General features: G+C 64.1%; 10 protein-coding genes and 1 pseudogene. 5 read left to right on the top strand and 6 right to left on the bottom strand.

Annotated elements, in window-relative coordinates:
- Positions 1-13: 13 nt before the first annotated feature.
- Genes hemA through R6U53_RS03890 form a run of 3 tightly spaced genes read right to left on the bottom strand, consistent with a single transcriptional unit; the run spans position 14 to position 3,071 of the window.
- On the bottom strand, positions 14-1,369 hold the full coding sequence (gene hemA, locus R6U53_RS03880) for a glutamyl-tRNA reductase (RefSeq protein WP_410321053.1): 1,356 nt from the start codon (positions 1,367-1,369) through the stop codon (positions 14-16).
- On the bottom strand, positions 1,366-2,013 hold the full coding sequence (locus R6U53_RS03885; protein WP_410321054.1) for a bifunctional precorrin-2 dehydrogenase/sirohydrochlorin ferrochelatase: 648 nt from the start codon (positions 2,011-2,013) through the stop codon (positions 1,366-1,368). The genes hemA and R6U53_RS03885 overlap by 4 nt, the downstream gene beginning before the upstream one ends.
- Positions 2,010-3,071, bottom strand: coding sequence for an Lrp/AsnC family transcriptional regulator (locus tag R6U53_RS03890; protein ID WP_410321055.1), 1,062 nt, complete (start codon positions 3,069-3,071; stop codon positions 2,010-2,012). Before R6U53_RS03890 ends, R6U53_RS03885 begins: the two co-directional genes overlap by 4 nt.
- A 155-nt stretch (positions 3,072-3,226) precedes the next feature.
- Between R6U53_RS03890 and R6U53_RS03895 the strand changes: the two genes are divergently transcribed.
- On the top strand, positions 3,227-4,381 hold the full coding sequence (locus R6U53_RS03895; RefSeq protein WP_410321056.1) for an acyl-CoA dehydrogenase family protein: 1,155 nt from the start codon (positions 3,227-3,229) through the stop codon (positions 4,379-4,381).
- A 21-nt stretch (positions 4,382-4,402) separates the two neighbouring features.
- Here R6U53_RS03895 and R6U53_RS03900 read toward each other — a convergent pair whose 3' ends face one another.
- The gene (locus tag R6U53_RS03900; protein ID WP_410321057.1) at positions 4,403-5,164 is read right to left on the bottom strand and encodes a DICT sensory domain-containing protein; all 762 of its coding nucleotides are present in this window, start codon (positions 5,162-5,164) and stop codon (positions 4,403-4,405) included.
- A gap of 874 nt (positions 5,165-6,038) precedes the next feature.
- Between R6U53_RS03900 and R6U53_RS03905 the strand changes: the two genes are divergently transcribed.
- Positions 6,039-7,928, top strand: a complete 1,890-nt coding sequence (locus R6U53_RS03905) for a 2-oxoacid:acceptor oxidoreductase subunit alpha (RefSeq protein ID WP_410321058.1) — start codon at positions 6,039-6,041, stop codon at positions 7,926-7,928.
- Between the two features lie 2 nt (positions 7,929-7,930).
- On the top strand, positions 7,931-8,866 hold the full coding sequence (locus tag R6U53_RS03910; protein ID WP_410321059.1) for a thiamine pyrophosphate-dependent enzyme: 936 nt from the start codon (positions 7,931-7,933) through the stop codon (positions 8,864-8,866).
- 143 nt (positions 8,867-9,009) lie between these two features.
- On the opposite strand, the pseudogene R6U53_RS03915 reads toward R6U53_RS03910, so the two are convergent.
- Both R6U53_RS03915 and purD read right to left on the bottom strand, forming a co-directional pair.
- Positions 9,010-9,105: pseudogene (locus R6U53_RS03915) on the bottom strand (transposase); the annotation flags it as partial.
- A gap of 152 nt (positions 9,106-9,257) precedes the next feature.
- Positions 9,258-10,550 carry a phosphoribosylamine--glycine ligase gene (gene purD / locus R6U53_RS03920; protein ID WP_410321060.1) on the bottom strand — a complete coding sequence of 431 codons (1,293 nt, stop codon included), beginning with the start codon at positions 10,548-10,550 and terminating at the stop codon, positions 9,258-9,260.
- 161 nt (positions 10,551-10,711) lie between these two features.
- Here purD and R6U53_RS03925 point away from each other — a divergent pair, with 161 nt between their 5' ends.
- Both R6U53_RS03925 and R6U53_RS03930 read left to right on the top strand, forming a co-directional pair.
- Positions 10,712-12,397: an acyl-CoA synthetase gene (locus R6U53_RS03925; protein ID WP_410321061.1), complete on the top strand. Its 1,686-nt coding sequence runs from the start codon at positions 10,712-10,714 to the stop codon at positions 12,395-12,397.
- Positions 12,398-12,463: 66 nt separating this feature from the next.
- Positions 12,464-13,696, top strand: coding sequence for a hydroxyacid-oxoacid transhydrogenase (locus R6U53_RS03930; protein WP_410321062.1), 1,233 nt, complete (start codon positions 12,464-12,466; stop codon positions 13,694-13,696).
- Positions 13,697-13,704 lie beyond the last annotated feature (8 nt).

Consider the following 13,704-nt stretch of genomic DNA (forward strand, 5'->3'; position numbering starts at 1 on the left):
GAATTTCGGCAGATCAGTACTCTCTGGTCAACTGTTCGATAACGCGAGACGGCATACGCTCGCGCATCTCTTCGGGAATCGCATCCGGTGCCGTCGGTGGTGCCGCAGGGTCCAGATCGAACGCTGGTCCGAAAAGTCTCAGCGCCGTGTGTATCGTCGACCAATCGTCCTTTTCGGCGGCGTCGCGGAGACTCTGGGTCGGCGCCGACAGGAGCTGTCCCACGAGCGCATCGGCCATCGACTCGAGAATCTCGCGCTCGGTTTCCGAAACGCCATCATCGGATTCGCTCTCCAGTCGCGCGATGGCGGTCCGAAGCTCCCTCGATTTGATCCGTTCGGCGCCCTCGTACATCGCGCCGATAACCTGGTCGGCGCGCTTTCGCTTGTACTGACTCAAGAGGTGATCGAGTTCGTCGTCGATCATCGATTCGACGGCTTCGGCAGCCGCCTGTCGCTTCAATTTGGTCCCATCGGTGACAGTCTCTATCGCGTCGAGATCGTACACCGAGACGTGCTCCAGCGACTCGACATCCGGCGCGACGTCGCGTGGCTGTGCGATGTCGATGACACACGTCTCGCCGACGGTTTCGAGGTCCTCTACACCGACGACGTGCTCTGGGCTTCCCGTCGCCGAAACGACGAGGTCGGCGTCGGCCGCCGCGACCGAGAGCGCGTCCAACCCGACCGTCGAGGTGTCGGTTTCGAGCCGATTTGCGAGGCGTTCGGCTCGCGAGCGGGTTCGATTCGCGACGACGAGCCGGGAGACCGACTCGTCGAGGGCTTTCGCCGCGAGTGTCGCCATCTCGCCGGCTCCGATGACGAGCGCCGTCGCCGCATCCAATCCGTGCTGTGATTCGGCGAACTGGACCGCCGCGGAGCCGAGCGAGAGCGCACCCTCGTTGATCGCCGTCTCGCTTCGCGCCCGTTCGCCGACGTGGAGGGCCTTCAAGATCGCGTCGTCGAGCGTCGAACCGATCGCCCCGACGCCGCGAGCGGTCTCGTATGCCTCGCGGATCTGGCCGATGATCTGATCTTCGCCCAACACGAGCGATTCGAGGCCGCAGGCCACCGACATCAGGTGTCTGAGGCTCGCCTCGTGGTCGAGCGTTCTGGCGACACTCGAATCGACGTCGCCCAGGTACGTCGAGAGCGCCTGCTGTCCCACCGACGCGGTTTCGGCGACGACGTACGCCTCCGCGCGATTACACGTCTGGAGAACGAACGCTTCCGTGACGCCGGGTTCGTCGAGCAGTGCCCTGATGACTTCCTGCTCGGGATCGGCGGCTACGGCCTCGATCCGCTCGACGCTCGCGTGGCTGTGCGAAACGCTGACGCCGGCAACGACTTTGGTTTCTGGTCCCGTGGTCACGACTTCTCACCCAACGCCGAATCGACGACGGCGTCTACTGTTTGGCGGGGGTTAGAGGTACCCGTACCTAAATCCTTCCAAACCCGTGAAGATCGCACGACCGTTCGAACGGCGTGTCGGCGACGCGTCGGATCGACGCCGCGGGCTTTCAGTTCCTCGCGAACGTCCGCCGTTATCTCGGCGAGTTCACCCGCGCCTTCGATCTCGCGTTCGATTCGTCGTCTGAGTTCCGCCGACAGCGCGGGACTCGCGCCGCCGGTCGAGATAGCGACGGACACCTCACCGTCGCGAACCGTCGCCGGAACGACGACGCCGCCCGGACCGCGATCCCCAGAGTGATCGGCGCGGTTTATGAGTACGCCTCGGGTTCGGGCCTCGCGCTCGATGGCCGCGTTCACCGATCGGGCGTTCGTTGCGGCGATTGCCAACGCCGGAGTCGTCCGTTCGAACCACTGCTCGACGTCCTCCTCCTCGGGCTTCGCGCGCACGAGTTCCGCATCGCCGTAGTCGTCCTCGGTGAACTCGGGGCTCACGACGACGACGCGCGCTTCCCGCACGAACCGCCGGGACTTTCGAGCGCCGACCGGCCCGCCGCCGAACACCAACACCGTCCGGTCGGTGAAGTCGTGATACAGCGGAATCATTCGCGCGTGTTGGCGTCGGCTCGCTCGTCCAGCCGAATGCCCGTCTTTTTTAGAATTCGCGTCGAGAACAGCGAGTCCCAGTCGTCCTCACCGACGTCCCAGTAGTCGTCCATGGTCGATTTGACCTGCCCGATCCGTCGTTCGCTCTCGGCCTCGCTTCGGCCGTGTGTCATCGCAAAGAAGTTGTACGGCCAGACGCCCTCGTGTCGGGGGCGCTCGTAGCAGTGGGTGACGAACTCCAAGCTGGCGATTTCGGGGCCGACGGTGTCGAGCACGTTGTCGGGGACGTTCCAGACGGTCATCCCGTTCTCCGTGTACCCGAGCGCGTAGTGATTCGGGACGACGCCGACGCGGCGGACCTTTCCCTCCGCGTCGAACCGTTTTATCGCCCTGACGACCCACTCGGCCTCGACGTCGAGCGCCTCGGCAACGTCGGCGTACGGGGTTTCGGTCACCGGAAGTCCACCCTGTATCTCGACGACGAGATCGCGTTCCTCGGGCGTCAGAGTCCCCCGACCTGTCGGTTCGACTTCGGGGCCGAGATCCGAGCAGTCGACGTCGCCCTCGGGGATCGGTCCGTCGAGGAGGAATTTCGCCTCGACGCGAAACTCCTGTCTTTTCGGTAGGTTGTAGGTCCGCTGTCCGGTTTCGGTCTCTATGGCGTCGAGCACTCGATCGACGGACTCGGGATCCGCGACCGAGACTACGAACCACATGTTGAGATGCGGGTGCTCGCGCTCGTAGTTGTGCGCGACCTCGCGGTGGGCGTTCACCGCCTCGGCGATATCTTCGAAGCGCTCCTCCGGGGCGTGCATGGCAACGAGCGTCGCAGCACCCCCTATCTCGGCGGCGTTTATCAGCGCGCCGAAACGCGTCAGGACGCCGTCGTCGTCGAGCGTTCGGATACGTTCGAGCAGTTCGTCCGCAGTGATCTCCACGCCGCGTTCTCGAAGGGCTGCCGCGGCCGGTTCGAAGGGACGCTCGACGACCGGAAAGCCGCCTTGATAGGCGTTGATGATCGCGCGGTCGATGCGGTCCAACCGGGCGGTTTCACTCATTGGTGGTCTAAGGGGCGTCCCGGAAATAAGCCCCTCGCTCGGTCCCGCGTGGATGGACGTGCCCCCTCGAGTCGACACATCGGCCGAGACGACGGCCGGCACGAACTTCGCCCTGAAGAAGCTATTTACGAGTTCCGGCCCAATTCGAACCGAAGATGGAGCTTTTGGACACCGCCGTCGTTCCGGAGCATGCCCACGAAATCAAACGGGAGGCACGGGAGTTCGCGGCCGAGCACATCGCCCCCAACGCCGCGGAGTACTACGAGTCCGGCGAATACCCCTGGGAGATCCTCGAAGCGGGAATGGATGCCGATCTCATCGCCCAGGACATCGGCGAGGAGTACGGTGGGCGCGGACTCGATCTCTACGAGATCCTCGCGCTCGCCGAGGAGTTCTACCGGGCCGACGCGGGGATCGCGCTCACGCTTCAACTCGCGAGTTTCGGGACGGCGATCGTCGAGGAGTACGGCGACGAAGAGCAAAAGGAGACGTACCTCCGACCCGTCGCCGAGAACGAACAGATCTCCGGACTCGCGGTGTCGGAACCCGACACCGGCTCCGATCTCGCGGGAATGGAGACGACTGCAAAAAAAGACGGCGACGAGTGGGTGTTGAACGGCGAGAAGTACTGGATCGGCAACGGCGTCGAGGCCGATTGGGTCACCCTCTACGCGAAGACGGGTGATGACTCGGACAACCGATACGGCAACTACTCGATGTTCATCGTTCCGACGGACGCCGACGGGTACGACGCCGAGCACATCCCCGAGAAGATGGGCTTTCGGGCCTCGAAACAGGCGCACATCGAGTTGAACGACGCGCGAATCCCCGAGGAGAATCTCGTCGGCGTCGAGGGTGCCGGCTTCTACATGGTCGCGGAGTTTTTCAACCACGGCCGAATCATCGTCGGCGGCCACGGCCTCGGCCTCGCCGCCGCGGCGATCGAGGAGGCCGCCGACTTCGTCCACGGTCGATCGGCGTTCGGCCGCCACGTAAGCGAGTTTCAGGCGGTCCAGCACGACCTCGCGGACATGGTCACCGAGTTTCAGGCCGCCCGAACGCTCAACTGGCAGGCGGCCGATCGGGTCGTCGACAACGACGACGCCGGCCACTGGGCCGCGATGGCGAAGGTCAAATCCACCGAGACGGCGACGAAGTGCGCCGAGCGCGGGATGCAACTGCACGGGGGCCGGTCTGTCCTCACTGAAAACCGCATCGCACGCGTCTATCGCGACGTGCGAATCCCGGTGATCTACGAGGGGGCAAACGAGATCCAGCGAAACCTGATCTACGGACAGGCGCAGTGGTAGGGTTCCGTTAGAGGTCGCCGATCAGTGCGACTCGATGAGCCCGTACGTCGATTCGAGGTGGTCGATGATCCAATCGACCGTGGAGGGATCGTAGGTCCAAAAGCCGTAGAACGAGCGGGATTCCCGTTCCTCCGCCAAGAGGGCGCACTTGTTGACGTCGATGCCCGCCCCATCGTAGGCGACGAACCACGTCCGTTCTATCTCGTCGCTCCGTTCGACGTGGATCGTGAGATCGGTGTCGTGATCGGGGACGTCCGCATCGGGGGCGGCGTAGGCGTGTACGTCGAGGTCGCGTTTTTCGGCCAACTGCTCGTAGATATCCATCTGTCCGGCCAGGATCGAGAGCCTCTGGAACCCCGAGTGGATCGACCCCTTCCCGATTCGCCAGGCGCGGTCTTCAATCTCCCGCGAGGCGGCAACCATCTGTTCGATGTCGTAGGAGGTGAACATCGTCTCGTCCAGGTGATCGAGGATCGGCCGATACGCGTCCCCTTCGAACCCCGGTTCCGTCTTTCGGCCAGCGGTGTGGGCGGCCGGATCGGCCCTCGTCTCGATCTCTGGATCGAGGATCGTGTCGATCGCGGCAGCGGTGACGAACTCGTCGCCGTCCGCGAGGACGGTGAACGCCTCGGGTTTACCGCTCGGTGTGTGCTCCCCGAAGACGGAGAGGTTTCGGTCGTGAAACTGCTCGCGGAGGGTCGTGATCGTCTCCTCCTCGGCGTTGAAGACCGTCAACGTCTTTTCGTGGTCTGCGACCCCCGCGATGAGCTCGATGAGAGACATTCCCTTCAATCGAATCCATGACATTCGGAGTAATAAGCCTGTGCCCTGGGTCAAGCGCGAAATTTTGTGAAACAAAACGTCGGTTATTTGAAGCAGTACGGTGTTAACCCCTCGCGCTTCAGCGCGGTGAGACAGCGCCCGCACGAGGTTTATAATGGGTTCCCCGTCCTACGGGACGCCGACCGAGGCGGACTCCCCGCCCATCCCAGTGGGACAGTGTCGGGATTCGCCCGTTCATCGTGGAAGACATTTCTTCCTCGTGATGAACGTGGTTTGTTCACCAATCGTCGGATTCTCTCCCGCGATAAACGGCGCGATTCCCTCCTTGCAGAGAGATGGTAAGCCGTAATTCGCCAAACCCAGCAAGCCCCCGCTTGCGGGAAACCTCGCCGTCGTCGGGCTCTGCGGACTGCCAGAGGAATCTTCGATCCCCCTCCGTTCACCGCGGGGAGGACATCACCGCGGCCGATCGGCTTCGCATCCGGTACGCTCGAACGCGCCGCACGTTCGCAAACGAGCTGCCAAGACGAACGGATCTCCTCACGGTAACGGATTTGTTCATCCGCGGACACGAGGCTCGACCCCCGTCCTCGAGTGTGTCGGGCTCCGGCGACGAACGGAGCTATCGAGATCCGCCGGGATGCCGTCCCCGGGGGTATGAGGTGGGAGACCTGGGGGCGATCAGTGTGATCGCGGAACTCCGCCGTGCCAACTGATACGTCCATCGGTCAGTCAGCACGAACCGGCGAAACCCGGGGGGAGCATTGTGATTAATATACCTATATCATAATTAATGCATGCTAATGTGTAGCAAATGCTTTTATTATCGGCGTCCGAACCTCCAGTAACGCGCCCACGGGCGCAGTGATATCCAATGACAGACGAACTTATCTGGCGAATCGCGGGGGGTTCCGGCGACGGGATCGACTCGACGAGCCAGAACTTCGCGAAAGCGTTGATGCGATCGGGACTCGACGTATTTACGCACAGACATTATCCGTCCCGTATCCGCGGCGGCCACACCTACGTCGAGGTGCGGGCAGCACCGGACCCGGTGAAATCCCGCGGTGACGGCTACAACTTCCTGCTGGCGCTCGGCGACTCGTTCGCGAGAAATCCGAAGGAGGACGCGATCTACGGCAACGAGGAACTGAAGCCGATAGTCGAGAACCTCGATGAACTCCGCGAGGGCGGCATCATCGTCTACGACGAGGGGCTCATCGATATCGACGAGGTTCCCGAATTCGAGGCGCGAGTCGAGAAGAACAACTGGCACGTGTATCCGCTCGACCTCCGAAGTCTCGCCCGCGAGAAGGGTCGAGAGGTCATGCGGAACACCGCCGGCGTCGGCGCGACCGCGGCGCTTCTCGATTACGAGCTCGAACACATCGAGGATCTGATGGCCGACGCGATGTCCGGCGAAATATTGGAGACAAACCTCGACATCCTTCAGATCGCCTACGACGAGGTCAAAGAGAAGGAGTTCACCCACGATCTCCGGATGCCGACAGGCGAGCACGAGGAGGATCAGGTGCTCCTCTCGGGTAGTAACGCCATCGCCTTCGGTGCGCTCGATTCGGGCTGTCGGTTCATCGCTGGCTACCCGATGACGCCGTGGACCGAAGTGTACACGCTCATGAGCCAGTACCTCCCCGAGGTCGGCGGCATCTCCGAGCAGGTCGAAGACGAGATCGCCGCGGCAGCGCTCGCCCTCGGCGCGTCGCACGCCGGCGTCAAGGCTATGTCGGGCAGCAGCGGCGGCGGGTTCGCCCTGATGAGCGAACCCCTCGGCCTCGCGGAGATGACCGAAACGCCGGTCGTCCTCCTCGAGGCGACCCGCGCCGGCCCCTCGACCGGGATGCCGACCAAACCCGAACAGAGCGACCTCGAACACGTCCTGTACACGAGTCAGGGCGACTCGTGTCGGGTCGTCTTCGCACCGGGGAACGTCGAGGAGGCCTACGAACAGACCCGCGCGGCCTTCGAGATCGCCTACGACTACCAGCTCCCGGCGATCGTGCTGTACGATCAGAAGATCGGTGGCGAGTTGCGGAACGTCGACGAGTCCTTCTTCGACCGCGAACCGGATCCGAGCCTCGGCGCGACGCTCACCGAGGAGGAGATCGCCGAGGCGGCCCACCACACTTCCGGGAAGTTCAGCCGCTACCAGCACAACCCCGGCAACGAGCGTGGCGTTTCACCGCGGTCGATCCCCGGTCAGAAGGACGGTCGCTTCCTCGCGACCGGCAACGAGCACAACGAGCAGGGTCACATCAGCGAGGACCCCGGAAACCGAGTCGCCCAACTCGAACGGCGACTCGGCAAGCTCGACTCCATCCGCGGCGATCTCGACGCGGACGAGTCGAGCCACCAGACCTATCGCGGTCCGGAGGACGCCGACTACGGCATCATTACGTTCGGGAGCCAGCAGGGCACCGTCGAGGAGGCTGTCGACCGACTCAACGACGGGGGCCACAGCGTCCGCTCGATGGGCGTCTCCGATCTGATGCCGTTGGCCGAGGAGGAGCTGACGGAGTTCCTCTCGTCGGTCGACGAGGCGCTCGTCGTCGAGATGACCGCGAGCGCCCAGTTCCGCGGTCTCATTCAAAAGGAACTCGGCCGGTTCGGCCCGAAGCTGCACAGCCTTCTGAAGTACAACGGCAACCCGTTCGAGCCCAGCGAGATCGTCGACGGGTTCGAAACGATTATCGAGGGAGACGAGCCCGCACCGACGACGAAGTTCGTCCCCGCGGCAGGTGACTAATCATGAGTGCGTTCAATGCGATAGGAGAGAAACGGGAGGTACAGAGAGACGACTTTACACCCGGCATCGAGCCGCAGGCGACGTGGTGTCCCGGGTGTGGCGACTTCAGTGTCCTCAAAGCGTTGAAGGGCGCGATGACCGAACTCGGGAAGAATCCCGATGAGGTGCTGTTGGTCACCGGAATCGGCTGTTCGGGCAAGCTAAACAGCTACTTCGAGAGTTACGGCTTCCACACGCTACACGGCCGGTCGCTGCCGGTCGCTCGGGCGGCGAAGCTCGCCAATCCGGACCTCGAGGTCGTCGCCGCGGGCGGCGACGGTGACGGCTACGGAATCGGCGGCAACCACTTTACCCACACGGCCCGGGAGAACCACGATATGACTTATATCGTGTTCAACAACGAGATCTTCGGGCTAACCAAGGGGCAGACGTCGCCGACGAGCCCAAAGGGCCACAAATCGAAGACACAGCCGCACGGGTCGGCGAAAGACCCCGTCCGGCCGCTGTCGATGTCGCTCACCTCGGGTGCCTCCTACGTCGCCCGGACGGCCGCGGTCAACCCGAACCAGGCCCAGGAGATCCTCCTCGAGGCGATAAAGCACGACGGATTCGCCCACATCGACTTCCTCACCCAGTGTCCGACCTGGAACAAGGACGCAAAGCAGTACGTCCCCTACATCGACATTCAGGAGAACGAGGAGTACGACTTCGACGTGACGGACCGCATCGAGGCCTCGGAGATGATGTACGAGACCGAGTCCGCACTCCACGAAGGGAAGGTGCTGACCGGCCGGTACTACCGCGACGACGATCGTATCTCCTACGGAGAGGAGAAACGTGCCCTCGGCGACATGCCCGAGGAACCGCTCGCCGAACGGTACCACGACGACAGCTACGAGTGGGAGCGCAGCTACGACATGCTGGACGCTCACAAGTGACATCCCCCTCGCCGTAAACGGCGAGGCTTCCCGCGCCGCAGGTGGGATATTCGCCGGTCTACGACACGACCTGTTCTCGCGGGGCGAACGCCCCACTTGAAGCGAACGCATGTACCGGGGGCTGTGCCACACAGCCGGTACTGCTTTGAGGCGGCGTCTCCGAGCGAGTCGAGGCCATCGCTGACCCGTTGCTGGTTCTGGATTGAACCAACGTAGGTGCGAGTGACCTCAATTGCGATACGTAGACCGTGTAAACAAACCTGGTTAATGATCCGGATTAGCGCGGAATATCCGGACCGAGTGCCGTCGGTGGACTGTGGAGGAGTTGTCGGATTCACGCCCGCCGTGAACGGCGGGGTTCTCTCCCCGTAGAGAGATATAGACCACGCATCTACCGCCGCAGGTCGTTCATGTGGTCGATCCGCTGTTGAACCAGCTCTGGCTTCCCGATGTCGTGGCGGACGCGCAGGCCGTCCGTCCCCGTCCGCTCGAAGGCGTCTTCGACTATCGCTTCGGCCTCGGCGATCGAGTCGGCCATCCCGACGACGGCGAACGATCGGGAGGTGGTGGTATAGATCCCGTCGTCACGGGCGTCGACGCTCGCGTAAAACAGTTCGGCCTCGCCCGCGCTCTCGGCGTCGATCGCCACCTTCGCGCCAGCCACCGGATCGGTCGGGTAGCCCTCGGGGACGGCGTACTTGCAGACCGTCGCCTTCGGTTCGAATTCGAGTTCGGGAAGCGATTCGCCCTCCCGTCCCGCGACGAGCAGGTCGACGAAATCCGTTTGCAGGACGGGCAGGGTGTTCATCGCCTCGGGATCGCCGAAGCGGGCGTTGAACTCGACGACCTTCGGCCCCTCCGTCGTCAGCATGAACTGACCGTAGAGAATCCCCTTATATTCGGGCATCGCCCCGACGACGGCGGCGATGATCTCGACCGCGGCGTCGTAGTCGGCCTCGGTCATGAAGGGTAGGTTGGGCGTCGAACCGCTGTACGAACCCATCCCGCCGGTGTTCGGGCCTCCATCGCCCTCGAAGGCCCGCTTGTGATCCTGCACGGCCGGGGAGACGCGGTACTCGCCGTCGGCGACGAACGCTTGGATGGTAAACTCCTCGCCGATCAACCGCTCCTCGAGGACGAACGACTCGTACTCGCTGTCGAGGACGAACTCGATCCCCTCGGCGTCGGTGATCTGGTCGCCGATGACCCGTACGCCTTTGCCGCCGGTCAGCCCGCGCGGTTTGATCGCCAGATCGCCGTCGTACTCGCGGATGTACTCGGCGGCGGCCTCGCCGCTCTCGAACGTCGCGAAATCCGGACAGCCGGGAACCCCGTGTTCGGCCATGAACTCCCGCTGGAACGCCTTGTCCGTCTCGATCTTTGCTTCCGCCTCACGCGGGCCGAACGCGTAGATTCCGGCGTCGTCGAGCGCGTCCGCCACGCCCGCATTGAGCGCCGACTCGGGCCCGATCGCCGCGAGCGTCGCCCCGATTGACTCAGCGTACTCGACGATCGCCGAACCGTCCGTCTCGTCGATCGTTTCGTAGCCGGCCGCGATCCCCGTGATTCCGGGATTTCGGTTCGATGCGCACGCGTACAATTCGCCGTTCGTGGAGGTTGCGACCGCACGGGCGATGGCGTGTTCGCGCCCGCCGCCGCCGACGAGGAGCACCGTCTCTGTCATATCCGCAAACGGTTCACGGAGAAGCCTAAACGTTGCCCTTGCGACCCCCTACTGTATCCACGAATGTGTATATCATGAGCCGAGCCGCCGTCTCCGTCGGCCACCGTGACACCGCTTTGCACACCACAATACGTATGTCGCTCATACCAGTGTGGTAGGATATGTCGACTGTCCCTGACCTCGAGGCTTACCGGTTTTACGAGCGCGAGTGGAGCGAGTACGACGACCTGCTCGATTCGTTCGAGTGGGAGGTCCCCGAGCGCTTCAACATGGCGTCGTACATCTGCGATCGGTGGTGTGCGGACGGCGATCGGACGGCGCTCATCGCCGACGACGGGGACGGTGGCGGCGACACCTATTCGTTCGAACGCCTCCGCGAGGAGGCGGACGCGACGGCGGCGTTCCTCGAAGAACGCGGCGTCACGCGCGGCGACCGCGTCGGAATCAACGCCCGTCAGCGCCCCGAGACGGTCGTCGCACACGTCGCCTGCTGGAAACTCGGGGCCGTCTCCGTCCCGTTGAGCACGCTCTTTGGAACTGACGCGCTCTCGTATCGGCTCGACGACTCCGGGTCGGTCGCCTGTTTCGTCGACGACTCGAACGTCGAGACGCTCCGGGAGGTTCGAGACGGCGTCCCCTCGTTGGAGACGGTCGTCGCGATCGGTGACATCGAGCCGACGGACGACGAAACGGCGTTCGATGCGGTTCGGTCGCGGGACGCGTCGGGGGTCGAAACCGCCGACACTGCCGCCGAGGACGACGCTATCATCATCTACACCTCGGGGACGACCGGCGATCCGAAGGGCGTTCGCCACGCCCACCGCGTCCTGCTCGGTGATCTGCCGCTTTTCATCACGAGCTTCTGTAACCTCGAGTTGAACGACGACGACGTGTTCTGGACGCCCTCCGAGTGGGCTTGGGTGGCGACGCTCTTCGACGTCGTCTTCCCCGGGCTCTACTACGGCCGGCCGGTAGTCGCCCACACGGCCGACGAGGGGTTCGACCCCGAGACGGCGATGAACGTCTTGGAACGACACGACGTGACGAACTTCTTCGCGCCGCCGACGGCGCTCCGTATGATGGAGCAACTCGACGCACCGGACCGGTGGGACGTCTCGAGCGTCCGTTGTATCCCGAGCGGCGGCGAATCGCTCGGCGACACGATCGTCCAGTGGGCCGAGTCGACGTTCGACGGGGCGGCCGTTCACGAGGCGTACGGCCAGACCGAAGCCAACATGACCGTCGGCGACTGCACCACACTCCTGGACTCGAAGGACGGTAAGATCGGCCCGGTCGGGCCGGGACACGACGTCGCGATCGTCGACGCCGAAACCGCAGAGCCGACCGTCGAGCCCGGCAAGACGGGCGAGATCGCCGTCAGATACGAGGGCAATCCGGTCTGTTTCAAGCAGTACTGGAACAAACCCGAGGCGACGGCGGCAAAGGTGCAAAACGGCTGGCTTCTGACCGAGGACCTCGGCCGGATGGACGAGGACGGCTTCGTCGAGTTCGTCTCCCGAAAGGACACCGTCATCATCTCGGCGGGCTACCGGATCGGCCCCGTCGAGATCGAGGAGGCGCTGTCGGCGCACGAGGCCGTCGCCGACGCGGGCGTCATCGGTATCCCCGACGACGAGCGCGGTGAGGTGCCGAAGGCGTTCGTCACGCTCGCGGCCGGCTACGTGCCGTCGACGGATCTCGCCGATGGGCTCCGGAAAGACGTCAGAGAGCGGCTCGCAGCCTACGAGTACCCCCGCGAGATCGAGTTCGTCGACGAACTCCCGAAGACGAGTTCCGGGAAGATACGGCGCGCATCGCTCGAAGAGCGCGAAGGGTCGGTCGAGTAACGTCGCCGCAGCGTCACCGCCGGCGATGTGAGAGGATTTAATGCCACTGCCGGAGCAGATTCGGGCATGTTCGAAGCGGAGACCGTCTGGGAGTTTAGCATGGCCGACCGCGTCAAGTTCGGGACCGGCGCGATCCACGAACTCGCCGCGGAACTAATCGATCTCGACTGCTCGGCCGCGATGGTCGTCACGGACGAGGGCGTGCTCGCCGCGGGGATCGCCGACGAAGTCATCGCCGCGTTACCCGACGACGCCGAGCACGCCGTCTTCTCGGACGTCGAACCCGACCCGTCCATCGACGTCTACGAGGCCGCCGCCGAGTTCGCGAGCGAGTTCGATCCCGACATCATCGTCGGCGTCGGCGGCGGTAGTTCCCTCGATGTGGCCAAGACGACCGGCATCGTTCACGAACACGGCGGCGACATCCTCGATTACGTCGCGCCGCCGACGGGCGGGGGCAAGCCGATTCCGGGGCCCGGCGTCCCGACGATCGCAGTTCCAACCACCTCCGGGACCGGCTCGGAGACCTCGCCCGTCTCCGTCATCTCCCTGCCCGACAAGAAACTGAAGGTCGGCATCTCAAGCCGTCACCAGTATCCGAACCTCGCGGTCGTCGACCCGGCGCTCACCGTCTCGCTTCCGCCGGGACCGACGGCGGCCTCCGGTATGGACGCGCTGACGCACGCCATTGAGGCGTTCACGACCCGTCGCTACGACGCCAAACCGCGTCCCGACTCGCCCGCTGAACGCCCCGACTACGACGGTCGGAACCCGTTCACCGACCAGCTCGCACGAAAGGCGATCGATCTGATCAGCGACAACCTGCGCCGTGCGGTCAACAACGGCGAGGACCTCGAGGCTCGACGCAACATGGCGCTCGCGAGCATGCTCGCCGGGATCGCCTTCACCAACGCCGGCGTCGGCGCGACCCACGCCATCGCGTACCCGGTCGCGGGCGAGTACCACACCCCGCACGGCGAAACGGTCGCCGCGCTGTTGCCCGAGGTCATGCGCTTTAACGCCTCGAGCGCGTTCGAGCGCTACGGCGAGATCGCGGAACTCATGGGCGAGAACGTAGACGGCCTAAGCCGAGATGAGCGGGCGGATACGGCGGCCGAAGCCGTCGGGAAGCTCTCGGCCGACGTGGGTATTCCGCAGGGGCTCGAAGCGTTCGGCGTCGACGACGACGCGATCGAGCAGCTCGCGACCGACACCATGGAAATTCAGCGTATCCTCGTCGGTAATCCGCGTCGGGTCGAACAGTCCGACGTCGAGGGCATCCTCCGACGGTCGCTCTGAACGCCGCG

Origin of the sequence: Natronomonas sp., assembly GCF_046483325.1 — an archaeon.
GTDB lineage: Archaea > Halobacteriota > Halobacteria > Halobacteriales > Haloarculaceae > Natronomonas.